At 73.3% G+C, this 25,463-nt stretch carries 22 protein-coding genes and 1 pseudogene; 6 read left to right on the top strand and 17 right to left on the bottom strand.

The genetic code is table 11. The features are described from left to right. Positions 1–25 precede the first annotated feature (25 nt). A complete protein-coding gene (locus KO717_RS31130; RefSeq protein WP_437184599.1) occupies positions 26–766 on the bottom strand; it encodes a sigma-70 family RNA polymerase sigma factor in 741 nt (246 codons plus the stop codon). 99 nt (positions 767–865) lie between these two features. On the opposite strand from KO717_RS31130, the gene KO717_RS31125 reads away from it, so the two are divergent. Next, positions 866–1,924: a cobalamin B12-binding domain-containing protein gene (locus tag KO717_RS31125; RefSeq protein ID WP_301372768.1), complete on the top strand. Its 1,059-nt coding sequence runs from the start codon at positions 866–868 to the stop codon at positions 1,922–1,924. Here the strand turns inward: KO717_RS31125 and KO717_RS31120 are convergent. From KO717_RS31120 to KO717_RS31105, 4 genes are all read right to left on the bottom strand, one after another. Continuing rightward, on the bottom strand, positions 1,912–2,817 hold the full coding sequence (locus tag KO717_RS31120) for an alpha/beta fold hydrolase (protein WP_301372766.1): 906 nt from the start codon (positions 2,815–2,817) through the stop codon (positions 1,912–1,914). The two genes, KO717_RS31125 and KO717_RS31120, sit on opposite strands and share 13 nt — an antisense overlap. A 142-nt stretch (positions 2,818–2,959) precedes the next feature. Next, positions 2,960–4,339: a cryptochrome/photolyase family protein gene (locus KO717_RS31115; protein ID WP_301372765.1), complete on the bottom strand. Its 1,380-nt coding sequence runs from the start codon at positions 4,337–4,339 to the stop codon at positions 2,960–2,962. A gap of 76 nt (positions 4,340–4,415) precedes the next feature. After that, on the bottom strand, positions 4,416–5,987 hold the full coding sequence (locus KO717_RS31110; protein WP_301372764.1) for an SDR family oxidoreductase: 1,572 nt from the start codon (positions 5,985–5,987) through the stop codon (positions 4,416–4,418). Between the two features lie 106 nt (positions 5,988–6,093). Then, positions 6,094–6,732 (bottom strand): fasciclin domain-containing protein, encoded by a 639-nt coding sequence (locus KO717_RS31105; protein ID WP_301372763.1) that lies wholly within the window; start codon positions 6,730–6,732, stop codon positions 6,094–6,096. Positions 6,733–6,955: 223 nt separating this feature from the next. Between KO717_RS31105 and KO717_RS31100 the strand changes: the two genes are divergently transcribed. Together KO717_RS31100 and KO717_RS31095 are read left to right on the top strand one after the other, a co-directional pair. Further along, positions 6,956–7,540, top strand: coding sequence for a sigma-70 family RNA polymerase sigma factor (locus tag KO717_RS31100; RefSeq protein ID WP_301372762.1), 585 nt, complete (start codon positions 6,956–6,958; stop codon positions 7,538–7,540). Next, positions 7,537–8,295: an anti-sigma factor gene (locus KO717_RS31095; protein WP_301372760.1), complete on the top strand. Its 759-nt coding sequence runs from the start codon at positions 7,537–7,539 to the stop codon at positions 8,293–8,295. Before KO717_RS31100 ends, KO717_RS31095 begins: the two co-directional genes overlap by 4 nt. Before the next feature lie 18 nt (positions 8,296–8,313). On the opposite strand, the gene KO717_RS31090 is transcribed toward KO717_RS31095, so the two are convergent. Further along, the gene (locus KO717_RS31090; protein WP_301372758.1) at positions 8,314–9,300 is read right to left on the bottom strand and encodes a GlxA family transcriptional regulator; all 987 of its coding nucleotides are present in this window, start codon (positions 9,298–9,300) and stop codon (positions 8,314–8,316) included. 166 nt (positions 9,301–9,466) lie between these two features. Here KO717_RS31090 and KO717_RS31085 point away from each other — a divergent pair, with 166 nt between their 5' ends. Further along, positions 9,467–10,057: an isochorismatase family protein gene (locus KO717_RS31085; protein WP_301372756.1), complete on the top strand. Its 591-nt coding sequence runs from the start codon at positions 9,467–9,469 to the stop codon at positions 10,055–10,057. A 47-nt stretch (positions 10,058–10,104) separates the two neighbouring features. On the opposite strand, the gene KO717_RS31080 is transcribed toward KO717_RS31085, so the two are convergent. Then, positions 10,105–11,022: an aminoglycoside phosphotransferase family protein gene (locus KO717_RS31080; protein ID WP_301372754.1), complete on the bottom strand. Its 918-nt coding sequence runs from the start codon at positions 11,020–11,022 to the stop codon at positions 10,105–10,107. A gap of 42 nt (positions 11,023–11,064) precedes the next feature. After that, positions 11,065–16,914, bottom strand: coding sequence for a TIR domain-containing protein (locus KO717_RS31075; RefSeq protein ID WP_437184665.1), 5,850 nt, complete (start codon positions 16,912–16,914; stop codon positions 11,065–11,067). Between the two features lie 159 nt (positions 16,915–17,073). Here KO717_RS31075 and KO717_RS31070 point away from each other — a divergent pair, with 159 nt between their 5' ends. Further along, complete coding sequence (locus KO717_RS31070; RefSeq protein ID WP_301372750.1) at positions 17,074–18,264, top strand: SLC13 family permease; 1,191 nt, start codon at positions 17,074–17,076, stop codon at positions 18,262–18,264. Positions 18,265–18,327: 63 nt separating this feature from the next. Here KO717_RS31070 and KO717_RS31065 read toward each other — a convergent pair whose 3' ends face one another. Both KO717_RS31065 and KO717_RS31060 read right to left on the bottom strand, forming a co-directional pair. Further along, on the bottom strand, positions 18,328–19,371 hold the full coding sequence (locus tag KO717_RS31065) for a hypothetical protein (protein ID WP_437184598.1): 1,044 nt from the start codon (positions 19,369–19,371) through the stop codon (positions 18,328–18,330). Positions 19,372–19,440: 69 nt separating this feature from the next. Further along, positions 19,441–19,617 (bottom strand): annotated as a pseudogene (locus KO717_RS31060) (dehydrogenase); the annotation flags it as partial. Between the two features lie 163 nt (positions 19,618–19,780). Here KO717_RS31060 and KO717_RS31055 point away from each other — a divergent pair. Continuing rightward, positions 19,781–20,620, top strand: coding sequence for a LysR family transcriptional regulator (locus tag KO717_RS31055; protein WP_301372748.1), 840 nt, complete (start codon positions 19,781–19,783; stop codon positions 20,618–20,620). A 58-nt stretch (positions 20,621–20,678) separates the two neighbouring features. Here KO717_RS31055 and KO717_RS31050 read toward each other — a convergent pair whose 3' ends face one another. From KO717_RS31050 to KO717_RS31020, 7 genes are all read right to left on the bottom strand, one after another. Then, positions 20,679–21,497: an inositol monophosphatase family protein gene (locus KO717_RS31050; protein ID WP_301372746.1), complete on the bottom strand. Its 819-nt coding sequence runs from the start codon at positions 21,495–21,497 to the stop codon at positions 20,679–20,681. Beyond that, positions 21,478–22,101, bottom strand: coding sequence for a hypothetical protein (locus tag KO717_RS31045; protein WP_301374870.1), 624 nt, complete (start codon positions 22,099–22,101; stop codon positions 21,478–21,480). Before KO717_RS31045 ends, KO717_RS31050 begins: the two co-directional genes overlap by 20 nt. A 19-nt stretch (positions 22,102–22,120) precedes the next feature. Then, positions 22,121–23,065 (bottom strand): hypothetical protein, encoded by a 945-nt coding sequence (locus KO717_RS31040; RefSeq protein WP_030011489.1) that lies wholly within the window; start codon positions 23,063–23,065, stop codon positions 22,121–22,123. Between the two features lie 69 nt (positions 23,066–23,134). Further along, positions 23,135–23,908: a tyrosine-protein phosphatase gene (locus KO717_RS31035; RefSeq protein WP_301372744.1), complete on the bottom strand. Its 774-nt coding sequence runs from the start codon at positions 23,906–23,908 to the stop codon at positions 23,135–23,137. A gap of 115 nt (positions 23,909–24,023) precedes the next feature. Beyond that, complete coding sequence (locus KO717_RS31030) at positions 24,024–24,428, bottom strand: peptidoglycan-binding domain-containing protein (RefSeq protein ID WP_301372743.1); 405 nt, start codon at positions 24,426–24,428, stop codon at positions 24,024–24,026. 46 nt (positions 24,429–24,474) lie between these two features. Further along, positions 24,475–24,882: a peptidoglycan-binding domain-containing protein gene (locus KO717_RS31025; protein WP_301372740.1), complete on the bottom strand. Its 408-nt coding sequence runs from the start codon at positions 24,880–24,882 to the stop codon at positions 24,475–24,477. Between the two features lie 91 nt (positions 24,883–24,973). Beyond that, the gene (locus tag KO717_RS31020) at positions 24,974–25,369 is read right to left on the bottom strand and encodes a peptidoglycan-binding domain-containing protein (RefSeq protein WP_301372738.1); all 396 of its coding nucleotides are present in this window, start codon (positions 25,367–25,369) and stop codon (positions 24,974–24,976) included. Positions 25,370–25,463 lie beyond the last annotated feature (94 nt).

Here is a 25,463-nt window from a genome sequence, read left to right as displayed (position 1 = left end):
GCGACTCTCCTCCGGTCCACGTCACTCAACCCCTCGCGCTCGCCTGCCCCGCACGGCCGGTGCCGGGCGTTTCACGGGTACTTCGGTGCCGGACGGCCGGCGGATGGGATCTTGTTTCGACGGCTGCCGGGGACCGGCCGGCTCCACCGCCTCCACCGGCGCCGCCGCCACCACGGGCCTCGCCGCCGAGGCAGTGGCGCATCCGGTGCAGCCCCCGGCGGGCGTGGCTCTTGACGGTGCCGAGCGGCAGTCCGGTGCGCTCGGCGATCTGGGCCTGGGTCAGGTCCGCGTAGAAGGCCATGGCCAGCACCTCCCGCTGCGCGCGGGGCAGTTTCGCCAGTTCGCCGGTGACGAGGAGCCGGTCCAGGACGGTTTCCGGGCCCGCCGCCGGCCCGCCCCCGGGCGGCAGGGCGGCGCCGGCCGCGGCGACCAGGTCGAGCCGGCGGGTACGGGCCGTGAGCGCGTCGGCGATCTTCCGCCGGGTGATGCCGACCAGCCAGCCGGGGAACGGCCCGCGCTCGGGCCGGTAGTTGGCGCGACCCTGCCAGGCGGCCAGGAAGACCTGCTGGCTGACGTCCTCGGCCTCCCTGGAATCGCCGAGGGTGCGGGCCGCCAGGGTGAGGACGAGCCCGCCCCAGCGCCGGTACGCGGCGCTCAGGCACCGCTCGTCGCCGCGTACGAAACCCTCGGCGACCTCGTGGTCGAGGAGCTGCTCCCGGGCCGCGGTCGCGGGGGACGGCCGGACGGTGACGCTCTGTGCGCTCATGGCGACTGCTCCTCGGGACCGGGACCGGTTCCCGTCCAGATTCCGACCCGCCGACGCCTCGATTCCACTCGCATCGGTTGTGCGTCGCATGATGGATGCATGAACGAGCCCGCACAGCCCGGCGAGGCCGCCGGGCCGGCCGAGGCCGCCGAGCCCGCGCACGGTGTCACCACCGGAGCCGTGGCACGACGGCTGGGGGTCGCGCCGACGACACTGCGCTCCTGGGACCGGCGGTACGGCATCGGGCCGGCCGCCCGCGAGGACGGCAGGCACCGGCGGTGGACCTCCGCGGACATCGCCGTCCTGCAGGAGATGTGCCGCCTGACCGCGTCGGGGGTGCCGCCCGCGGAGGCGGCGCGCGCCGCTCGGTCCGGGCCGGCGCCCGCCGGGCCGGCGTCCGCCGCGCCCGCCTCCGCCCCCGCCGCACCGGCCCGTCAGCCGGGATCGGGCAACGGCCTGCCGCTCGGCGACGTGCGCCAGGAGTGCCGGGGGCTCGGCCGGGCCGCCGTCCGCCTCGATTCACCGACCATGGACGAGATGCTCGGCTCCCTGATCGGCGAATACGGCCTGGTCACCACGTGGGAGGAGGTGATGGTGCCGACCCTGCACGCCGTGGGGCGCAAGTGGGAGACCTCGGGCGACCAGTACGTCGAGGTCGAGCACCTGCTCTCCTGGCACGTCTCGACCGCGCTGCGCCGCGTGAGCATCGGAGCGCTGTCCGGGCCCCGGGCGAGCGCTCCCCCGATCCTGCTGGCGTGCGTACCGGGCGAGCAGCACACGCTCCCGCTGGAGGCGCTCGCCGCCGGTCTCGCCGAACTGGGCCTGCCCGCCCGGATGTTCGGGGCGGCGGTGCCGCCCGAGGCGCTCGACCAGGCCGTGCGCCGGACCGGGCCGGTCGCGGTCGTGCTGTGGGCCCAGGCCCGTTCCACCGCGCACCACGCCCTGGCCCGGCACGTCGCCGACACCACCTGGGGGGTCAAGGGCGCCCGGGCCCGGACCACGGTCCTCCTGGCGGGTCCCGGCTGGGCCGGACCCGTGCCCGCCCAGGGCATGCTGCGCCCCGGCGGGCTGCGGGAGGCGCTGGGCCTGCTGCGGGGGCTGTGCGAGGCGGCGACGACCGCTGCGGGAGGAGGCGGTGCGGCCGCTCAGCGCTCCTGACCGGCACGGGCCTGCCCGACCACGTCGCGGATCGCCCGCACGACGAGCCGCGGCTGCTCGACGGCGATGCCGTGGCCGCTGTCGGTGTCGGTGACGTGCCGGGCCCGCAGGTCCTCGGCCAGGCGCCGCTGGGCGGCCAGCCAGGCCGGCCAGGTCGATCCGCCTCCGACCGAGAGGTCCCACGGACGGTCGGAGGTGAGCACGACGGCGGGCAGGCCACGCCGCAGGGCCGGTGCCCCGCGCAGCTCCCGTACGGCGGCGGGGTAATCGGGCTTTTCGAGGCCCTTCCCGGGGTCCGTGGCCCGGATCTTGTCCATCCACGCCGACCACTGGGCCGGTGTCAGGGTGTCCTTCAGGAACGGGGAGGCGCCGTCGACGGTCACCACCCCGGCGGCCCGTGCCGGTTCGGCCCGCGCGAACAGCGAGGCGATCATCGCTCCCCACGAGGCGCCGACCAGTACGTACGGCGGGTGCTCACCGGCCGCGGCGAGCGCCGCCCGCAGGTCCCTGACGCCCGCTGCCGCCGTGGTGGGCTGGGTGACCGGCGTCGAGCCGTTCGGCGTACCGTCCAGCCGGGTCGTGCCGGGACGGTCGTAGGCGCACACCCGCGTGAACCGGGCGGCCTGCGGGAGCACCGCCGACGGATCGGGCTTCAGGCCGGCCTCCGGACGCCCGGCGTCGGCGATGTGCGTCCACTCGTCCGACGCACCCCCGGCACCGGACACGAGCACGACCGTCGGGGACCCGGATCCGCGGCAGTCCAGCAGAATGCGGCGGCCGCCGCCGATGTCCACCGGGCGGGCCGGACCGTCCCCGTCGTCCCCGGCCGGCGCGGGCGCCGCCCCCGCGCACAGCGCGAGCGAGACGGCGAGGGTGACAGCGGCGGCGGACACGCGACGTGCCCGGACCGGGCGTCTTGCGAACACCCGTCCAGTCTGGCACCCGGCGGTGACCGCCGACAGCCGGTGGGATCACGAGCCGCTCTTGTCACGGACCGCCGTTGTCACGGGCCGTCCTCGTCACAGGCCGTCCTCGTCACGGGCCGTCCTTCCCGCGGGCCCGCCGGAAGCGGGCGAGCCCCTCCGGGAGCCCGACCAGGGGGTCCGGGTAGTCGAACCGGGCCCGTTCCAGGCCGGCCAGCCGCCAGGGCTCGTGGACCGAAGAGCCCGGCAGCCCGGCGAGTTCCGGGACCCAGCGCCTCACGTACGCGCCGTCGGGGTCGTACCGCTTGCCCTGGATCACCGGGTTGAGCACCCGGTTGGGGCGGCTGTCGGTGCCGGTACCGGCCACCCACTGCCAGTTGAGCTGGTTGTTGGCCACGTCACCGTCGACCAGCAGGTCGAGGAAGTGGCGGGCTCCGGCGCGCCAGTCGATGTAGAGCGTCTTGGTGAGGAAGGACGCGGCGAGCAGCCGGCCCCGGCCCGGCATCCAGCCCTCGTGGGCGAGTTGCCGCATGGCCGCGTCCACCACGGGGTAGCCGGTGCGGCCCTCCTTCCAGGCCAGCAGGTCGGCCTCGGCCGCCTTGCCGCGCCGCCAGCGGTCGGCCCGGGTGCGGTAGTCCCGGGCGGCGGCGCCGGGGCGGGCGGCGAGGAGCTGGTACTGGAAGTCGCGCCAGCAGAGCTGCCGTACGAAGGCCTCGGCGCCCGCCCGCCCCCGGGACCGCGCCCGGTGCACGGCCTCGGCCGCCGAGACCGCGCCGAAGTGGATGTACGGGGAGAGGCGGGAGGTGGCGTCGCCGGGGAGGTCGTCGTGGCCTTCCTCGTACCCGTCGGCGTACTCCCCCAGCCAGTCCGTGAGCCGCTGCCTGCCCTCGCGCTCACCCCCGGTGGCCAGGCCCGCCGAGACGGACGCGACCGCAGCGCGGGCCGGGAGCGCCTCGGAGCGGATGGCGCCGGGCACCCGGACCTCCTGCGGCGGCGCGAGCGGCTCGCGCAGCCGTTCGCCCGACCAGCGCCTGAAGTACGGGGTGAAGACGGCGAAGTGATCGGATCCGCTCGGGGTCACGGCGCCGGCGGGCAGGGCGGTGACCACGCCGTCGTGGACGTACAGGCGCCGCCCGTCGGCCTCCAGGGCGCTGCGCAGCCGCTGCTCGCGGTGCAGGGCGAAGGCGCTGCACCCGGCCGCCATGTGCACCTCGTCGGCGTCGGCCTGCCGTACGACGGCGCACACCTCGGCGACGGGGTCCCCCGAGCGCACCACGAGGCGGCCGCCGCGCTCGCGCAGCCCGGAGTCGAGTCCGGCCAGGCAGTCCGCGAGGAAGGCGAGCCGGTTGGGCGCCGCGAAGCCGGCCCGGTCCACCGCCGGGTCCCTGACGAAGAGCGGAACGGTCTCGTTCCCCTGGCCCAGCGCGGCGCGCAGCGGCGGATGGTCGTGGACGCGGAGGTCCGAGGTGAACAGGACGACCGAGACGTTCATGGTGGTGCTCCTGGCATCGGGCCACCGGGCGGACGCTGGAGGTGCCGCGCGGTGGTCGCTGGGCTGGCCTTGCCCGTCATTCGGCGCGGGCGGCCGCGGCGGATGCAGCGGACGCGGGGGATCCGGCGGATGCCGCCGGGTCGCGCTCCTCACCCGCCTCCGCCGTGCGCGCGATGTTGCGGGCCATGCCCCCGAAGACCACGGCGTGGAACGGCGAGACGCTCCACCAGTACAGGTGCCCGGCCAGGCCGCGCGGGTGGAAGAGCGCCCGCTGCCGGTACCGGGTGCGGCCGTCCCCGTCCTGCTCGGCGTACATCTCCAGCCAGGCGAGGCCGGGCAGCCGCATCTCGGCGCGGAGCCTGAGCAGCCGGCCGCGTTCGATCTCCTCGACCCGCCAGAAGTCCAGGGAGTCGCCGACCCGCAGGTGTGCGGCGTCCCGGCGGCCCCGGCGCAGTCCGACGCCCCCGACGAGCCGGTCGAGCCAGCCGCGGACGGCCCAGGCGAGCGGGAAGGAGTACCAGCCGTTCTCCCCGCCGATCCCCTCCACGACCCGCCACAGGGCCTGCGGTGAGGCTTCGACGGTGCGTTCGCGTACATCGGAGTAGAGGCTGCCGCCGGCCCAGTCGGGGTCGGTGGGCAGCGGGTCGCTCGGCGCGCCGGGCACGGAGGCGGAGGACCAGCGGGTGAGGACCTGGGCGTCGCGGACCTTCTGGAGGGCGTAGGTGAGGGCCGTATCGAAGTCGAGGGGGGTGCCGGGCGGGTCGGGCACCCAGGCGGCGATGTCGTGCTCGTCGCAGACGACCTCGTACTTGAGGGACTCCGCGAGGGGGCGGGCGATGGCGCGGGGCACCGGGGTGACCAGGCCGACCCAGTGGCTGGAGAGCCGCGGGGTGAGGACCGGTACGGGCAGGATGAGCCGCTGGGGCAGCCCGTCGACCCGGGCGTAGCGGCGCATCATGTCGAGGTAGGTGAGGACGTCGGGGCCGCCGATGTCGAAGGCGCGGCTGACGTCGGCGGGCATGCGGGCACTGCCGACCAGGTAGCGCAGGACGTCGCGGACGGCGATGGGCTGGATACGGGTGCGCACCCAGCTGGGGGTGACCATCACGGGCAGCCGCTCGGTCAGGTAGCGGAGCATCTCGAAGGAGGCCGAGCCGGAGCCGATGATGACGGCGGCGCGCAGCACCGTGGTGGGGACCCCGGAGTCCAGGAGGATGCGCCCGACCTCGGCGCGGGAGCGCAGATGGGGCGAGAGGTCCCGGTCGGGAACCCCGCTCGGGGTGAGTCCGCCCAGGTAGACGATGCGGCGGACGCCGGCGGCGCGGGCCTGCTCGGCGAAGTTCCGTGCGGCGAGGCGGTCGGTGTCCTCGAAGCCGCGCCCGGTGCCGAGGGCGTGCACGAGGTAGTAGGCGACGTCCACGCCCCGCAGGGCGGGGGCGAGCGACGCGGCGTCGGTGACGTCGCCGCGGACGATCTCCGCCTGGCCGGCCCAGGGGTGGTCGCGCAGTTTCTCCGGGGTGCGGGCGAGGCAGCGCACCGGGTGGCCCGCGGCGATGAGCTCGGGGACGAGCCGGCCGCCGATGTAGCCGGTGGCTCCGGTGACCAGGCATCGTGTACCCGGGGCCGAGGGTCCTTGTGCGTCCGTCATGGAGTTGCTCCGATCGGGTGTCGCGGGTGCTCCCGGAGTACTTCCGGGGGCACGGTCCGGCTGGATGCACGGACCGCCGCCCACGAGCTGATCGTCCGGAGCGCGCCTACTTCGGCATGAGGACCGTGTCGACGATGTAGACGGTGGCATTGGCGGTGGGGACGTTGCCGCAAACCACCTTGGAGGAGTTGTTCACCTGGTAGGCGGTGCCCGAGCCCTTGGTGGTGATCATTCCCTTCTGGAGGGTCTGGAAGGAGCCGCTCCCCAGTTGCTGCGGAGTGAGCTTCTCGCCCACCACGTGGTAGGTGAGGATCTTGGTCAGGGTCGCCTTGTCCGCCAGGACCTTGTCCAGGTCCGCCTTCGGGATCTTCGCGAACGCGTCGTTGGTCGGCGCGAACACCGTGATGTCCTGGGCATTGTTCAGCGTGTCCACCAGGCCGGCCTTCTTCACGGCCGAGACCAGGGTCGACAGCGCCGGGTTGTTCGAGGCGGCGGTGGCCACCGGGGCCTGCGCCATACCGTCGAAGGAGCCCGCGCCGCTCTTGGGCACCGAGGCGCACGCCGGGCCGAACGGGCCGCCCGCGCCCGTGTCGATCTCGCCGATCGGCCGGGGTGAAGAGACCGCGTCGGGCGCGGCGGCCCCCTGATTGCTCGTACTCTCCTCCGAACAGGCGGACAGTGCCAGCGGAAGCAGCACTGCGGCGGTCACGGCGAAGGCGGCACGGCGGAAGGTGTGAATGCTCATGGTCTCTCCTGCGTCTACGGGACTCACCCATCGGTGAGTCACGCCGCCTATTCGGCACCGGCCCTCATCCGGATGGCCCCCTCACCCGAACGGACGGCGACCCGCACAAGCTGTCGACAACCACGTTCCGGGGCTGCCGAAGGCCCTGTCCGCCGCGACCCATCCACCTGCCCCTCGGCTCCGAATGAGCTGTGCAACCGAGTACTCCTGGAGGACCTCCCCGGTGAGAGAGAACGTGCGCATAGGCCGGCATCCGTCGGCCGCTCCCGACCTGCCGGAACTGATGGGCCGGGTGGCCCGCGGTGATCAGCAGGCGTTCACGGCCGTCTTCGAGGCGGTGTCGGGCCCCGTGCTGGGCCTCGTACGGACCGTGCTGCGGGACCCGGCCCAGTCCGAGGAGGTCGCCCAGGAAGTACTGGTCGAGCTCTGGCGGACCGCCGCCCGCTACCAGCCCTCGCGGGGCTCGGTGATGAACTGGGTGCTGACCCTGGCCCACCGCCGGGCCGTCGACCGGGTGCGTTCCGCGCAGGCGTCGACCAACCGTGAGAAGCGGGCGGCGCTGCTGGACCACACCACGGCCTACGACGAGGTGGTGGAGCAGGTGGAGAGCCGGCTGGAGCGCGAGCAGGTACGGCGCTGTCTGAACGGGCTCAGCGAACTGCAGCGGCAGTCGGTCACCCTGGCGTACTACCGTGGCCTGACCCACCGGGAGGTCGCGGAGTTGCTGGCCCTGCCGTTGGGTACGGTGAAGACACGGCTGCGCGACGGGCTCATCCGGCTTCGTGACTGCCTGGGGGTGGGCGTGTGAACACCGCGGATCCGCACACATTGACGGGCGCGTACGTGCTCGACGCCCTGGAACCGGACGAACGGACCGCCGTCGAGCGGCACCTCGCCGACTGCGTGTCCTGCTCGCAGGAGGTCCGGGAGTTCTCCGAGACCGTCACGCGCCTCGGGCTCGCCGTGGCCGCACCGCCGAGTCCCGCGCTGCGGGACGCGGTGATGCGGCAGATCGCGACGGTACGCCAGGAAGGGCCTTCGACGGTGAAGTCCGGACGCGGCGGCCACGTACGGCCCCGCTGGCGGCCGGTGTCGAACTGGGCCCTGGCGGCCTGCATCGCGGCGGCCGTGGCGCTCGGCGGTGTCGCCGTGTCCCAGTACGAACAGGCCGAGGACGCCCGGCAGCAGGCGCAGCAGGCCCGTCTCACGAACGACGCGGTCGGCGCGGTGCTCGCGGCCGCCGACGCCCGGGTGGCCACGGCGCCGCTGCGGGGCGGAGCGGTGGGCACGGTGGTCGTCTCGTCCTCCCGCAACCAGGCGGTCTTCGCGGCCTCCGGCCTGCCGGCGCCGCCCGGCGGCAAGGTGTACCAGCTCTGGTACAACGACGGCGGCGGGAAGATGCGTTCGGCGGGGCTGATGGACACCGGCACCCCGGCGACGGCCACCCTGCTCGACGGCCCGGTCAACGCGGCGTCGGGGATGGGCGTCACCGTGGAACCGGCCGGCGGCTCGACGCAGCCGACCTCGGCCCCGGTGGCCCTGCTGTCCTTCCCGACGGCCTGATCCGGGCACGGGCAGCACTCAGGACGCCCGGAAGCGGTTGCGGTACTCCGTCGGCGTCGTGTCGAGCTTGCGGCGGAAGGCACGGACGAGGGTGTCCGTCGTGTTGAAGCCGCAGACGGTCGCGACGCGTTCGAGGGTGTCGTCCGTGGACTCCAGCCGGTTCCGGGCCACTTCGACGCGGGCCGACTCGATGTAGGCGGCCGGGGTCGTCCCCAGTTCCGTCTTGAAGATCCGGGTGAGCTGCCGTTCGCCGACGTGCGCCTGTTCGGCGAGGTCGGCGACGGTGAGCTCCTCGGCGAGGTTGCTCATGATGTGGTGGCGGAGGTCCTCGATGCGCCGGGTCGTCGACACCGGTTCGAGCGGGACACTGAACTGGCTCTGCCCGCCGGGCCGTTTCAGGTACATCACCAGCTGCCGGGCGACGCGCAGGGCGGCGGCCTCGCCGAAGTCGTCCGCGACGAGGGCGAGCGAGAGGTCGAGGCAGGCGCTGATCCCGGCGCCGGTCCACACGTCCCGGTCCCGGATGAAGATCGGATCGGCGTCGACCTCGACCGAGGGGTGCTCGTCGGCGAGTTGGCGGGCGGTCGACCAGTGGGTGGTGGCCCGTCTGCCGTCCAGCAGCCCGGCGTCCGCGAGGATATGCGCGCCCACGCAGACGGATGCCACGCGCCGGGCCGTGGCGGCGAGGGTCCGCACCCGGTCGACCACGGCGGGGTCGGCGAGGGCGCGGATCCGGCCCCGGCCGTCGACCTCCACCGACCCGGGCACCAGCAGGGTGTCGATGCTCCGCCCCGCCACCTCCTGGAAGGTGGTGTCGGGGAGGATCCGGACCCCGGCGGAGGTGGTGACGGGGTCCATGGTCTCGGCGGCCAGGGCCACGCGGTACCCCGACGCCTCGCCCAGCTCCCGCTGCAGCAGGGCGAACACCTCCGGAGGTCCGGTGACGTCCAGCAGGTCGACGCCGTCGAAGAGGACGACGGCGATGAACCGTCCGACGGTGCTCAAGGGGGTCTCCGTTCGGTGCGACGACGGCCGTGTCAGGACTCACCGTATGTCGGTTTCTGCGGGTTGGATGACATTGCCGACATTCGAGGTGGGTCCTAGCGTGGAGAGCACGGCCGCCGCTCTGCGGCCGGCACCTCTCGACGTGACACCCCAGGAGGGTATTTCCATGTCCAAGACGACCCTGCGCGATCTGAGCGGCCTCGATCAGAGCCCGGCGTCACCGGCCGGCGCGACGCTGGTCCTGATCGACTGCCAGAACACCTACACCCGGGGCGTGATGGAGCTGACGGGATGGGAGGCCGCCCTCGACGCCGCCGCCGCGCTGCTCGCCCGGGCCCGTGAGGCCGGGGCGAAGGTCATCCACGTGATCAACGACGGCGGCGAGGGAAGCCCGTACGACATCCGGGCCGAGATCGGCCGGATCCACCCCCGGGTGGCTCCCGTCGAAGGCGAACCCGTGGTCGTCAAGACGGTCCCCAACGGGTTCGTCGACACGGACCTCGGTGAGCACGTGGACGCCGCCGGCCACAAGGACGTCATCCTCGCCGGGTTCATGACCCACATGTGCGTCACCTTCACCGCGGAAGGCGCGTTCCTGCGGGGCAACCGGCCCACGGTCGTCGCGGACGCCTGCGCCACCCGGCCGCTGCGGACGGCGGTCGCCGAGGTGTCCGCCGAGCAGCTCCACCACTCCGCGCTGGCCACGATCGCCGATCTGTACGGGGTCGTCGTCCCGTCCGTCTCCTCCCTCGGCTGAGCCGGCGGCGGCCGGGCCGGTCAGCCCGCCCGCGGCAGCCGGGCCGGTCAGCCCGCCGTCGCCACGAGGCGGCGCAGTGCGGCCTGGGCGGGCGGGCCCCAGGTGGCCTTGCCGCCCGGGCGGCCACGGACCCCGGCCTCGCCGATGAGGATGCCGCCGAGGGCGCGCTGCACGGCCCAGCCGCGGGCGCGGCGCAGGGTCGCCTCGTCCGGGGTCGGCCGGTAGGCGGCGTGGAAGCGGTCGGCGGCGCCGTCGGGCAACAGGATCCAGGGGGCGGCCAGGTCGCAGGCCGGATCGCCCGCGCAGAGATCACCGAAGTCGATCACACCGCAGAAGGAGCCGTCGGCGGTCAGGACGTTGGCCGGATGGAGGTCTCCGTGGAGCCACAGCGCCGGGCCCGCCCAGGCGGGCGCGGCGACGGCGTCCTCCCAGACCGCGCGGACGGCGTCCGGGTCGGGGATCAGCCCCAGCCCGGTGGCCGAGGCCAGCCCGTCGGCGACCCCGCCGGCGATGGCCGCCAGCGGCCCCCCGCGGCCGTGGTTGCCGACGGGTGCCCCGTCGGGGGCGGGCCGGTGAAGAGCCGTCAGGAACGCGGCCAGCCCTTCGGCCGCGCCGGCGGCGTCGGTGGCCGGGGCGCGGTCGGCGGGCTCGCCGGGGACCCAGGTGGTGACGATCCAGGGGCGCGGGAACCTCTCGGAGGGCTCGCCGATGCGCTGCGGGACGGGAACGGGCAGCGGCAGGGCCGGGGCGAGGGCGGGCAGCCAGGCGTGCTCCTTGCGCAGCAGCGCGTCCGCGGACGGCGTCGCCCAGGGCAGCCGGACGGCGAGGTCATCCCCGAGCCGCCACAGCTGGTTGTCCCAGCCCCGGGCGCCGAACCGCACGGGGCGGTCCGCCAGATCGGGGTGCTGGTCGCGTAACAGGTCCCGGACCAGCTCCGCGGTGACCTCTGCTTCGGTGTGCGTCATGCGGACCAACCCTAAGCCGTCCCATGGTCCCCGGCGGGGGCGTCAGAGTTCCTCGCCGAGCGGTAGCCGGTGGATGCCCGGCAGGTACTCGTCGAGCTCCCCCGGGGTGAACCGGGACATGCCCACGACGTGCCAGAACTCACCTGCCACATCGCCTTCGTACTTGTACCCGCCGGCCGGTGTCAGCGCCGCCCAGCCTCCCGTCATGCCCATCAGCGTCGCGCGCAGGGACGGCGGTTCCCCGTCCGCCGGGACGTTCCAGAGCCGTACGGTGCCGTCCTCGGCGCCGCTCGCCAGGGTCGTGCCGTCCGGGGAGAAGGCGAGCGAGAGCACCCGGCCGGTGTGGCCGACGAGGTCGGTGAGGTGGTCGCCCGTCGCCGCGTCCCACAGGCCGACGGCCCGGTCGTCGCCGCCGGTGGCCAGCAGCGGGAGGCTCGGGTGGGCGGCCACCGCCCACAGCCTGCCGCCGCGTCCGCGCAGACGCCGGTCCGCCTGCCCGTCCCGCCGGACGATGGCCGTACCGTCCCAGCTCGCACTGGCGAGCCAGGCGCTCCCCGGGCCGTACGCGACGCCGTACACCCGGTCGGCATGCCCGCCGAGCTGCTCCAGGAGACCTCCGCTCCTGGCGTCCCACACCCGTACGAAACTGTCGTCGCAGCCGGTGGCCAGTACGTCGGCGTCCGAGCGGAAGGCGATCGAGCGGACCCGGCCCCGGTGCTCGGTCAGCGTCGACACGGGGGAACCCGTGGGGCGGAACCAGACGCGGACCGAGTCGTCGTCGTTGGCGGTGGCGAGCAGGGTCCCGTCGGCGTTGAAGGCCTCCGCCCAGACGTGCTCGGTCTCGGCGTCGAGCTCCCTCAGGTACTCGCCGCCGACCGGGTCCCAGAGGTACATGTCGCCGTCGTTGCTGGCCGTGGCGAGGATGGGTTCGAGGGGGCTGAAGGCCGCCGAGACCAGCCGGTCTCCGCGCCCGGTGAGCTCTTCGGTACGCCGGCCCGTGCGCGTCTCCCACAACCGTACGACCCCGTCGTTCCCGGCCGTGGCCAGCTGCGTGCCGTCCGCGCTGAACGCGACACCGCTGATGCGGCGGCCGTGGCCGCGCAGGATGCGCTTGCCCTGGCCGGTGGCCGCGTCCCAGATCTGCGCGCCGCCGTCGTTGCCGACGGTGAGCAGCTGGCTGTCGCCGGGCCGGAAGGCACATGCCCAGGCCGTGCCGCGGTGCTCGGTCGGCTGCTGGGGATGGAGGGCGATCGTGTAGCCGTGGGGGCGTCCGGTGACCGTCCACAGCCGGACCGCGCCGTTGCTGTCGCAGGCGGCGAGGAGCTTCCCGTTGTCGCCGAAGAGCACCTGGTAGACGGCTCCGGTGCCTCGTTCGAGGACTCCGGCGGGGGTGCCGACCACCGGGTCCCAGAGCCGCACCTGGCCGTCGGTGTCCCCGCTGGCGAGGAGGTTGCCGTCGGGGTGGAAGTCGAGGACGTACACCCGGCCGGTGTGTCCGGTGAACTCGTGCAGCAGCCGCGCGTCGGCCGTCCGCCAGATCCGCACCGTGCCGCCCTGCCCGGGCGCGCCCCGGTCGGCGGTGGCGAAGAGGGTCCCGTCGGGGCTGAACCGGGCGCGGTAGACGGCCCCCTGGTGGCCGTCGAGCTCCCGGACGCAGTGCCCGGTGTTCAGGTCCCAGAGCCGCACCTTCGCGCTCGCGTCCCCGGTGAGCAGCAGGCCGTCCGGTCCGTAGACCGCGGTGTAGACGGGCGCCGTGTGACCCGGCATCCGGTGCACGGGCTCGCCGGTGGCCGTGTCCCAGACCGTGACCAGGCCCTCGCGGTCGCCGGTCGCGAGCAGGGTGCCGTCGGCGTCGAAGGAGACCGGCCACACGCCGTCGGGGTGGACCCGCAGGTGGTGCCGGCACGCCCCGGTCACCGGGTCCCAGAGCCGTACGGCGCCGTCGGAGCCGCCGGTGGCGAGGACGTCCGGCCGGAACTTCACGGCGTACACGCGTCCTTCGTGCCCCTGGAGGGTGCGCACGGCCCGGCCGTCGTCGGCGCCGCAGACCAGGATGGAGCCGTCCTCGCTGCCGACCGCGAGGAGTTCGCCGTCGCTGCTGTACGCGATGGGTTCGGGAAGGCGGCTGGTGCGCATGCCGAAGCCGTACGGGACCCCGACGGCGGAGGGCCGGAACCCGGCGTCCACGGGCATCCCGGGGGCGATCGCGGCGGTCCGGAGCTCGGGGGCCGACCGCACCGCGTCGTCCATCGTCACGTCGATGAGCGCGGCCCGGTGCCAGCGGCTGCCGGTCAGCAGGGCGCCCCGCAGATCGGTCCGGGTCAGCCGGGCGCGGCTGAGGTTCGCGCCGGTCAGGTCGGCCTGGCTCAGGTCGGCCCGGTCGAGGCGGGCGCCGGTCAGCCGGGTGCCGCGCAACAGAGCGCCGGAGAGGTTGGCGCCGATCAGCCGGGCGTCCGTCAGATCGGCGTCGGTGAGGTCGACCCCGGAGAAGTCGCGGTGCGAGAGGTCCTCACCGGCCAGCCGGGCGCCGCGCAGGTCGGCGTTGGCCGGTACCCGGAGCCGGTCGGAGATCCGGACGGCGTTGGCGCGGGCGGCCTCGCTGACCGCGCGCCCCGGGGAGTCGAGGACGTCGCGCACCCAGCGGGCGCACTGCTCGTGGTCGGCGAGGTCGCAGAAGAACTCGACGGCGAGCTGGCTGAGCGGGCGGGCGAGGAGCAGGGTGTGCTGTCCGCGGGCGAGCTGGCGGGCGGCCTCCCGCGCCACCAGCCATTCGATGACGGAGCCGTGGATGAACTGGAAGACCCCGTCGTCGCTGCGGACCAGCAGGCTGCCCGCGCCGACCGCCTGGGCGCGCTCGGAGGCGGTGAGCGGGGACTCGGTGAGTTCGCTGAGGGTGTCGGCCACGGTCTCGGTGAGCTCGTCGAGCCGCAGGGCGCTGCGGCCGCTCTCCCACAGCCGCCAGGCCAGCGCGGTGACCGCGGCCCACAGCTGGTCGATGGTGAGCCCGGGCGGCGCGCCGGGCCCGCCCTGGCCGCGCCGTTCCTCGTGGTCGAGCCAGGAGGTGAAGACGTCCTCGTACAGCCGGGCGGGGCTGAGCGCCCGGCCCGCTCCGGCGACCGCCCGCAGCTGGTCCTGGCTCAGGTCGGCGACGAAGGAGAGCAGCCGGGGGTTGCGGCAGAGCATCAAGAGGTCGGGGATGTTGCGCAGGAGCTGGTAGCGGCGGTCGGCGGCGCGCTCGTCGCCGTAGCTGCGTACGAGGTAGGAGCGGATCTGCGCGGGGGTGAAGCCTTCGACGGCCAGGATCCTGCGCTGCGGGAGCAGGCCGACGCGTTCGCCGAGCGCGGTGAGCACCTGGGCGTGCGACTTGAAGTGCTGGGTGCGGCTGCTGACGACGATCTTCGCGTGGTCGACGGCCGCGTCGAGGAGGACCTGGAGGTGGTCGGCGGCCCGGTCGTAGCTGACCCGGTTGACCAGTTCGTCGAAGCCGTCGAAGAGCAGGACGACGCGGCCCTGGGCGAGCATGTAGCGCAGGGCCCGCAGGTCGATCGTGTCGACGTCGTGGCCGGCCAGGTGGGCGGCGACCAGGCCTTCGAGGCTGTGCGCCCGGTCGAGGGAGTTGAGCGGGATCAGCAGCGGGGTCAGGTGCGGGAGCTGCTCGGAGATACGACGGGCGAGCTCGCGCAGGGCGAAGGTCTTGCCGTGTCCGAAGTCGCCGAGGAGCAGGACGAACCGGCCGTGGTCGGACTCCAGGAGTTCCAGCAGCTCCTCGACGAGTCCGTCGTGCTCCTGTCCGTCGGGGCGGTCGGCGTCGCGGTAGCGCTGGGGGAGGTAGAGGCCGGGGGCGTACTGCTCGCTGCTGCTGAGCCGCGCCGTCTGCGCGGCGACGTAGCCCCGGAGGTCGAGCAGGCCCTGGAACTCGATGAAGCTGCGGACCCGGACGCGGACGCCGTGGGCGGCGGCCCGGCGGCGCAGCCCGCCGGCCGGGGCGTCGCCCGCGTACACCAGGACGGCCTCGGAGCCGGTGTCGGTGGCGTGCACCTGGGCGATGAAGCGGTCGAGTTCCTCCTCGGTGGGGCTCCCCGGGTGGACGGCTATGCGCTGCTGCTGGACGACGCCGTCCTCCTGCTCCTGCCAGGTGGCCATGATCTGCACCATGTCGCCCGGTTCACGGCGCGGGACGTCGCGCAGCCGTACGCCCTCCCGCCGCACGCGGCAGATCTCCTTCACCCGTTCGGCGAGCGAGGCGGCGGGGTCGTCCAGGGGAGCCCGGCCGCCGGCCCGCTCGACCTCGATGACGGCGGGCAGTTCCGGTACCGGGAAGACCCGGCGGGTCTGCCGCCACGCGGCGGGGAAGGTCTCGGACGCGGAGGTGATCCGGTCGTCCCAGCGGGTCACGCCCGCGGCGCCGACCTGGAGCAGCTGGAACCTGGCGGGGGCCGCGGAGCCGAACAGGGGCAGCTCACCGGCGCCCCCGGAAGCGGCGGAAGCCCCGGAAGTCCCTGCGAGCTGGGTGCGGCTGGGCGCGGAGGTGGTGGTGCGGGGGCCTCCGGTCGGCCCGTGCAGCAGCAGGTGCAGCCGCGGCGCGGCCAGCCGGGCGAAGGTGTCGGCGTCCCGCAGGCCGCCGGGGCCGCCGACCGCGTCACCGGGGCGGCGGCCGTCGGTGAGCGGGTGGCGGAGCGCGCCGATGCGCAGCCAGCCCTCCTCCTCGTACCGGCGCATGGCCTCGGCGAACCAGGCGGCCTGGTCGCGGCCGATGAAGCCGTACTGCTCCTCGGGGCGGTGGCTGTAGGCCATGGAGGAGTTGAAACCGGCGACGACCGTGCTCAGTTCGGGCACCGGAAAGAGGGTCCAGGGCTGGTCGCTGTCGAAGACGGTGTCCAGGCCCTGGTAGAGGCCGCGGAACAGCCGGGTGTAGTGGCGCCATTTGGGCCAGTACGGCGGCTGCGGCGCGACCTCGTCGGCCTCGCAGGTGTGGAAGTAGGCCTGGGACGCGGCCTGGTTCACGTCCTGCGCGCCCGGTACCACCATCACCCGCTGGGGGGACAGGTCGAGCTGGGACCGCAGGGCGGTGAGGAAGCTGAGGGCCTGATCGCATTCGCGCGGGCTGCCGGACGCGGTGAGGTCACCGGTGACCACCATCAGGTCGGGGGCGGGTGCCCCCGCGTCCCTGAGCATGATGAGGTCGCCGCGGATCTGCCGGCTGAGCGAGTCGGGTTCGCGGCCGCGCCCGAAGTCGGGCCCGGCCAGGTGCAGGACGGTCACGGTGTCCTGGGCGCTGTGGCCGGCCGCGGCGGCCTGCGGGTAGAGCGGCGCCCGGGCCGGCCGCCGGCGCCCCGACCAGCCGGGTCCGGCGAGCGCGCTCGGCTGCGGACGGCCCGGATTGGGCTGCTCCGGGTGACGGACGGGGCCCGGTCCGCTCCCCGGATAGCCGGGGCGGCGGCCCGGCCGGGCATGGCCGTCGACGGCCTGCCCGACCCGGTTCAGCAGCAGGGAGCGGGCCGCGTCGATGTCCGCCACGCCGACGAGGTCGACGTAGGTGATGGTGGCGAGGAGTCCCTCGATCGGGATCTCGTCCACCCGGACGGTCAGCAGCCTCCGTTCGGGCGACTCGGGCGAGGCCCGGAGCGCGGCCTGCCATTCCATGCGACCGTAGGTGGAACGCTCGTAGTGGCGGGACAGTACGGCGATGACCGCCAGGGACTCGCTGACCCCCCGGTCCATGAAGTCTATGAAGTTGGTGCCCGGTACGAAGTCCCAGGCCTGCACGACCGTGCGGTAGCCGGCTTCCTCCAGGGTCCAGGCGATCCATGCGGCCCATTGTTCGTCTGCCGGGGAGTAACTGATGAAGAAGTCGAACTCTCTTGCGGGAGCGCCGAATTGCCCGTCCGTCATCATGAGTCCATCGTAGGGCCGGGGCCCCGGCGGCGGGTTTGTCCCGTCAAGGTCGGGGCGATCTCCTGCGGGCCGCCGGACACCCCGCCCGGGCGGGCCTGTCCGATTCCTTCCGCCCCGTCTGATGCCGGGGCGTGTGTATGTGCGAACCTGTTCGCCGTGTCTTTCCTCAGGCGTCTGCATCCACTGGACTGGCTGGCCGGCGGCCTGCTCGCACTCGGTGCGCTGTGCGTCGCCACGGGCCTGCTGCCCACCGGACCCGCCGCGGACGTGCTGGAGCGCATCGGTCCGCTGGTGGTGTTCCTGGCCACCGTCATCGTCCTCGCCGAGCTGACCGGCAAGGCGGAGGTCTTCGACGTCGTCGCCACCTGGGTGGCCCGGGCGGGGCGCGGCCGGTACCCCCTCCTCTTCTGCCTCTGCGTGCTGTTCGCGTCCGTCACCACCATCACCCTCAACCTGGACACGACGGCGGTCCTGCTGACCCCGGTGATGCTGGCGCTGGCGACCCGGGTCGGTATCGCGCCCGTACCGCTGGCGATGACCACGGTGTGGCTGGCCAACACGGCCAGCCTGCTGCTTCCCGTGTCGAACCTGACGAACCTGCTGGCCGCGGACCGCATCGCGCTGACCCCGTCGGAGATGGCCGCCACCATGTGGGCGCCGCAGCTGGCCGCCATCGCGGTCACGATGGCCTGCCTGTGGGGCTTCTACTGGCGCCCGGGGCGCCGCGCCGAGACCCGCTACACCCCGCCGCCCCTGCCGCGCCCCGCGGACCGGGTCCTGTTCCGGGTGAGCGCGGTCGCGTGCGCCGGATTCCTGCTGGCGATCCTGCTCGCCGACGTGCCGCTGTGGTCGGCGTCGATGGCGGCCGCGCTGATCGTGGTCGTGGCCTTCTGGGTGCGCAGCCGCGAAACGCTGCGCCTCTCCCTGATTCCCTGGCGGCTCCTCGTCCTGGTCCCGGGGATGTTCCTGGTCGTGGAGACCGTCAACGCCCACGGGCTGCACGACATCCTCGCGGCGGCGATGGGCTCCGACAACGGCGTCGTCGGCATGCTGAGGTCGGCGGCGGTCGGGGCGGGCTTCTCGAACGTGCTGAACAACCTCCCGGCCTATCTGGCGGGCGAGGCGGCCATTCCGGTGGCCAATCACGAGCAGCTGCTCGCCCAGCTGATCGGCGTCAACGTGGGGCCGGTCATCACGCCGTGGGCCTCGCTGGCCACCCTCCTGTGGTTCGAGCGGTGCCGCTGGCACGGCACCCGGATCGACCTGGGCCGCTTCTTCGGTACGGGCTTCGTGCTGGCGGTGGCGGGCACGCTCGCGGCGACCCTGGCACTGGCGGCCACGACTTAGGCCGTTCCGTGCGGTCGACGCCTCGCCGATGGCATGGTCGTGCGGCGGGTGCCGTCCGGGCGGCTACTGCATCAGCTCGACGTGGGGATGCTCCGGCGCCGCCGGGCAGATGTAGAGCTGCTGTTTGTAGCCGCTGCCGATCTGGACCGCGGTCGGTCGCCTGAGGTCGCGATGGCGCTGGTCGGTGGAGGACGCAACGGCCTGGTCCTCGTCCGGAATCCAGCTGCGGTTGCCGCTGTCCCATTCGAACGTGTCGATGGTCAGCAGCGCGTCCATCGCGGTGTCGCAGGCGGGGCACTGGCGGGGAGCGGGGTCGGTGTAGCCCCACTGGGGCCAGCCGCCGGCCTTCCAGCCGGGGGCGACGGACAGATCGCTGCGGTAGAAGGACTCCGGGTAGGGAGCGTAGGAGCTGTCCACACCGGCGTCGGCCGCCTGCCACCTGCTCCAGTCTCCGAGCTGCTCTCGCAGCTCCTGGCTCAGCTCCAGGGAGTGGGGGTACTCGGTGATCCGCTCCGGCGCGAGCACGCACGGCTCGGGCACGTATTCCTCGTGCTCCACGTCGAACGGTTCCGGGGGCGAGGCGAGGATGTCGGTGACGGCGGCCGCGGAGCGCCAGAACACAGCGGTCCTGGGCATGTACATCTCCGGGTGGTCGAAGGGGCACCACAGCACCTGGAGCAGATCGGCCTGCCCGGGCGGACGCAGCACAGGGACGTCACGCACGTACAACTGGGCCACGGGCAGCAGGGGGACAGGGCCGTCGGGCCGCTCCAGGTCCCAGTCGATCTGCTCCAGGACCGCTTTCTCCTCCGGCGTGTACGAGGAAACGCCGGGAGTCCCGTCCGGGTGCGCCGCCACTCTCGCCCGCACGCGCTGTTCCACCCGCACCACCGCCAGCACCTGGCCGCCCCCCTCGTGCGGGGCGTCGCATTGCGGCCACGGCTCGTCGGCGGGCCACAGCAGCGGCCCGCCGATCGAACTGTCATGCGGGGACGGAGCTCCCGGGCGGGGGTGCAACCGGATCGCCGGTCGTGCCAGCGGGGCCAGTTGGGGGAAGACCGCGGTGACATCGACCGGCCGCGGCGGAGTGGTACGGATGATCGTCATGCACCGATGCTGCCGGCGCCCTCTGACACCGGGCGTGTCAACTCCCTGAACCAGGGGCCGGTGAGCCTGTCACCAGGGCACTGTTCCACCGTCGTCGAAGAATCCGCCGGTCGGTCCGTCGTCGGGCAGGGTCGCGAGGTGAATCGCGATCGCGGCGCCCTGGTGGGGTGTGCGGACGCCCCGGAAGCCGTTCAGGTCGGTGACGGTGAAGCCGGGACAGCGGGAGTTGATCAGGATGTTGCTACCGCTCGTATCCGATTCCTTTGTTCGCACCGGTCACCGGCGCGATCGTCTGTCCACTCATGTCATCAAGCGTGGTGCGGACCGGGGTGGGACGTCCAAGACCGACCGGGTGGGCGGTGATACCCCACGGATATCGGTCGTGGTGGGCGCCGGATACGATGACGCGGTGGAGACGCGAGAGCTACGATATTTCGTCGCCGTCGCGGAGGAGTTGCACTTCGGGCGGGCGGCGCAGCGGCTCGCCATGGCGCAACCACCGCTGTCGCGGGCGATCCAGCAGCTTGAGCGGCGGCTCGGAGTGGTTCTGCTGCACCGCACTGCTCGCGCGGTCTCCTTGACCGAGGCCGGGTCGGTGCTTCTGCGGGAGGCCCGGGCCGCACTCGACGCGGTCGAAGCCGCCGAGCGCCGCACCCGCCGCGCAGCTGCCGAACGGCCCGGTGTGCTGCTGGCCACGAAAGCCGGAGCGTCCGGCGAACTGTTGTCGAAGCTGCTGGACGCCTACGCCGCCGAGCCCGGCGCGGTCGCCGTCGAGGTGATGCTGTGCGGACCCGGCGAGCAGGAAAGGCTGCTGCGCGACGGGCGTGCCGACGTCGCTCTGCTCCAGCGGCCCTTCGACACGACGGCCGGACTCGACACCGAGGACCTGCACACCGAACAGCAGGTCGTGGTCCTGCCCGCGGGGCACCCCTTGGCCGGCCGACCCCATGTGTCGATGGCCGAGGTCACCACCCTGACGGACCTGCCCCTGCCACGCTGGCCTCGACGGGGCGGGGGCTATCCGGACGGACCTGGCCCGCAGGTGCGCGACCACACCCAGCTGTTCCAGCTGATCGCGCTCGGACGGGCCTGCGCGGTCGTGCCCGAGTCCCTCCGAGCCCACCTGCGCGACGGTCATGCGACGGTGCCGGTGCCGGACGCACCCGCTGTCACGACCGTCATCGCCTGGCCACCGCACAGCAGATCCAAAGCCGTCGCCGACCTCGTCCGCACCGCGACACGCCTCTAGCCAAGGGCAAGAGCCGGTAGCCGGAGGATCGGTGTCGAACGTGCGCGCCAAAGACTCCCTACCGTGACCCCACCTCGTCCAGGAGGTACGCGAGGGTCTCGCCGCGCGCCGCCACGAAGCTGCGCCCGGTGTCGGCCCCGGCGAAGCCGGGTCTGAACGCCGCCCCGGACAGCGTGCGCAGCTCCACGCCCGCCTCGGCCGCGAGCAGCGCTCCGGTCGGCAGGTCGACGCCCTCCGCGCGGTAGCCGACGAAGGCGTCGATGGTGCCGCGCGCCAGCAGGCTCCAGCCGAGCAGCGGCGCCCACAGCTGCAGGACGCGCCGGCAGCGCAGTTCCAGCACCGCGCGCAGGGCCACCGCCGTCGCGTCGCCCCGTTCCACGGCGTACCCCTGTGTCCAGGCGACGACGGGGCCGGGGCGCGGCAGGATGGGGCCGGGGCCGGACAGCGCGCCGGACGGCCCGTGGGCTCCGTGCCCCCTGACCGCGTGCCAGGTCTCCCCGGTGACCGGCTCGTGCACCACTCCCATCACAGGAGTACCGCCCAGGCACAGTCCGATCCCCACCGCATAGGTGGGCAGCCCGATGACGACGTTGTTGCTGCCGTCCAGCGGGTCGACCAGCCAGGTCCGTTCGCCCGCCGCGTCGAGGAGCCCGGCCTCCTCGGACAGGATCCGGTCGTGCGGGAAGTGGCGCTGTATCCGGCTGAGCACGAGCTTCTCGGCGGCGAGGTCGAGGTCCACCTGCACGTCCCCGGACCCGCCTTTCGTCCGCACGCACCGCGCCGTGCCGAACCGCCTGCGCAGCAGACCGCCCGCCTCCTCCGCCGCGGCGACGGCGACCTGCCTCTCGTGGTCGAAATCAGGCCCGCTGCTCGGCATCGATCCTCCTGAGGACGGTGTGGACGCTGCGCACGGTCTGCGCGGTGCCGCACAGCCGGCGGGTCGTGCGGCGCGGTCGGCCGTCGAGCGGGCCGAGCGAGAGGTCGAGCTGCCCGGGGATCGACATGCCGTGCACCAGCGTGGCCGCGGGTTCCAGGCCCTCCAGTGCGGTGGCGTGGAACTCCCCGGCCGGCAGGGTGTACGTCTCCCCGCCCGCGCTGATGTGGGCGGGTCCGGGCTCGCTCCGTACCAGGAGCGGGGTCGGCCGGATCTCGTCCACGCCGTCGCTCCCGCTGAACACCTCGAAGACCCGGTGGGTGGCGCCCTCCTCGCCGTCCCGCACCGCGCTCGTCCGTACGGGCACGTTGGCCACCCGCCCGTACAGCACCCGGCTGCGCAGTTCCCAGCTGTGGGCGTGCATCGGTGACGCGTCCGGATCGGCGCGGTTGCCGGTCTCGAAGAGATGCACGCAGATTCCGCGCGGACCCTCTCTCAGCAGTGGCAGGCAGAGGAATCCGAGCGGATGACGGACAGCATGTAACTCCCGGGTCCCGGAGGCGATCTCCTCCAGGGTGACGAGAGTGCTTTCGAGGTCGCGGTCCATGGGCACGCGCCGGAGCGCATCACCTCCTGTAGGGGTCCTCCGCGTGCAGGGCCTTTTCGATGATCTTGCCGATGTCGCTGTCGGTGAAGACGCGCGGCAATGGCAGCCGCAGGTCGTCGAAGAGCGTCCGCACCTCGTCGACGGTGGGCTCCTGGCCGAGCGGGGAGGCGACGCGCAGATCGAGCACGGTCGCCTGCTCGCGGCTCTGGTGCAACTCGGTTACGTAGTAGTCGTAGAGCGGTTGGCCGCGCTCCACCAGCAGGTTCACCCGCGACTGGTCGTCCTGGGTGATGATGAGGCAGGTCTCCGACAGGTCGAACCGCAGGGTCGGGACGGCGGCCGACAGGTGCACGCTGATCTCCAGCGTGGTCAGCTGCCGCTGGTACCAGCAGGCGGCGAGGACGGTCGCGTACGACTCCCGGCGGACCCGGTCGGTGGTCCACACGTCGTCCCCGCGGCGCTGCCCGCCGAACATCTGCCGGAACCGGGCGTACGCGGCGCAGGCGCGCTCGTCGGCCGGATTGACGATGTCGATCTTCACGTTGAGCTGCGAGCGCTGTTCCTTCGCGGCGGCCACGCACAGGGGCAGGGTGACCGCCCGCAGGTAGGTGCCCGTACCGCCCTTGAAGTACCAGAGGTTGGTGTGCTGGCGGGCCTTGCGCAGCGCCTCGCCGACCTCGTTGCCCGAGAGCGAACGCACCATCGCGAGGTCTTCCAGGGCCTGCCGGGTCCCGCTCATCGCCTCCTGGATGCTCGCGGGCCGGCGCACCCGCTCCACGATCGACCCGGTCGCGAGGAGGCCGAGCACGACGAGGGTGGCACCCGAGGAGACGTCGTCACTGATGACGTCGCCGAAGATGTCGAGGAGCCCGACCGCCATCGCGATGCCCAGGGCGACCACGACGTCGGCGTTCCGCAGCACCCAGGCAACGAAGCGTTCCAGCCGCCCTACATGCGCTGCCATGAACGCACCCCCCTCCCCCACCCGTGTTCCGATGGTAGGAGACGCGCCGGTGGCGCCACCAGAGCGACTTCACGTCGCGCGGCCGCCTTCACCTCCGTCGCCGCCGTCATCGCCGCCGCCCGTCAGCAGGCGGGAGCGCAACCGCTCCGCGGTCCGCTCCGACAGGCCGACCCGGTCCGTGAGGTAACCGTGCACGGATCCGTACCGGGCCTCCAGGTCCGCGAGCACCAACTCCATGATCACGGCCGGGGCACGGCCGTAGCTCGGCCACTTCATGACCCGGCCCGGGTGAGCGGCCCGCCAGTCGGCGGCGAGCCGCTCGGTGGCGAGCTCGGTGAGCGCGAAGTCGGCGAGGACGTCGGCCCGGTCCACCCCGAGCAGGGTCAGCAGGAAGACTCCGATGAGTCCGGTCCGGTCCTTGCCCGAGGTGCAGTGGAAGACCAGGGGGCCGGGCGCCTGCGCCAGTTCCTCCAGGACCTGCCGGATCTCCTCGGCCCCGTCCTCGGTGACTTCGGCGAACCGGTCCGCGAGGTAGCGCCAGGGGTCGATGTCCGGATCGATCTCGGCCTGGTCGTAGGGCCGGTGCTCGATGCTCAGGTTGACGTAGCGGAACCGCTCCGCCTCGGGCACCCGCCCCTTGGCCTCGATCTCCCACGGATACCGCAGGTCGATCACGGTCCCGATCCCGAGCTCCAGGAACCGCTCCCAGTCGCCGTCCGCCAGCTTGCCGAGCGAGTCGGCCCGGTACACCGTGCCCCACCGGACGGTCCGGCCGTCGGCGGACCGATATCCGCCCAGGTCACGGAAGTTGTGCAGACGCTCGAACTCGACGTGCCGCTTCATCGGATCTCTCCCCCGTCTTCGGACTCCTTGCCGAACACCCTGCCGCAGGCCGGCCGCCCGACGGGGTGCCCGCAGGAGACTGGGCCGAAGATCACATCCGGGAGGCGGACAGCCCTCAGCCCTCCGCGGCGGGGATGAGGTATCCCCAGGTCTTGATGCCGACGATGCCGTCCGGGCCACCGGTCTCCCGCGGGTACGCCGACTGGAACCGCAGCACGGCCGCCTCGGTCTTGGGGCCGAACGAGCCGTCGATGAAGGCCGGGGCATCGGCGGAGTTGACGAACCCCGTGCGGACCAGCGCCCACTGGAGCGCCCGGACACAGTCGCCCGTGGAGCCCCTGGCGAGGTTCACGGCCGGGACGGGCCAGCCGTTGGACGCCCAGCGTGTGCCGACCTGGTTCGTGCACGCCTCCAGGTAGCCGGCCTGGGCCGAGGCCTGCGGGGCGGCGAATCCTGCGGACATGAGCAGCGTCGCGCCCAGGACTGCGACGCGTGTCGCCGTACGCCTGATGGTGTTCATGCCAGGAGGTTCCTTTCGGTGGGGGTGGGCATGCCGGCCACCCGGACTAGTCGAAGTAGACGGTGGCGATCAGGTGGTGCCAGGTGTAGCGCCCGACGACGCCGTCCGCGCCGCCCGGGGTCGAGCCGCTGCGCTGGAAGTTCACCACCGCGTTGTACGTCTTGGGGCCGAACTTTCCGTCGACGAAGCCGGGCTGGTCCTCGCTGCGGACGGCGCCGGCCTCGAGCAGCTCCTCCTGGAGCTCCCGGACGCACACCCCGGACGAGCCCTTGGCGAGCACCACCGTGGGGATCTCCCAGGCCATGTACACCTCGGAGCCGTACGCGTTCTTGCACGCCTGCAGCTCGTTGTCCCAACTGGCCTGGGCGGTGGGGGCGGTGACCAGCAGCGTGCCGACGGCGGCCGCGGCGAGCGCGAGGGCCGCCAGGGGGCGGATGCGGCGCAACGAGGACATGGGAAAGCGTCTCCTGTCGATGAGGAAAGGAAGCGGAAAGAAAGGAGGGGAAGGAGGGACGGAGAAGGGAATCGCGGGGAGCGGGCGGTGCTCAGCCCGTCAGGAGCTTCTCCCAGGTCCGCGGACCCACGATGCCGTCGGCGTCGAGGTTGTGGGCGCTCTGGAACCTGCGGATGGCCGAGTTGGTACGGGCGCCGAAGACGCCGTCGACGAAGTTGCCGCCGCCCTGCTCCCACGAGGTCAGGCCGTAGTCCTTGACGAGCTCCTGGAGGCCGGCGACGCAGACGTCGGAGTCGCCCTGGGAGTAGTTGTACCGCGGGATGTTGTAGCGCCCGCTCGGGGAGAGACGCGTGCCGTACGTGTCCTTGCAGATCTTGTACGAGGAGTCGTCCGCATAGGCGGCCGGCGCGGAGACGAGCAGGGCGCCGGCCGAGACAGCCGCGAGGAGGAGCGAGGTGACGCCCTTGGCGGGGCGGGTGATGCGCATGTCGAAAGAGCCTTTCGCCGGTGACCGGGTGACATCGAAAAGCTGCCACAGGCAGCGCAGCCGCCTCCCGCGTCCCATCCGCCCGGGACACGAG

It is taken from the genome of Streptomyces xanthophaeus, from assembly GCF_030440515.1.
Classification (GTDB): Bacteria; Actinomycetota; Actinomycetes; order Streptomycetales; family Streptomycetaceae; genus Streptomyces; species Streptomyces kutzneri.
This window is presented reverse-complemented; position numbering and strand designations above follow the sequence as displayed.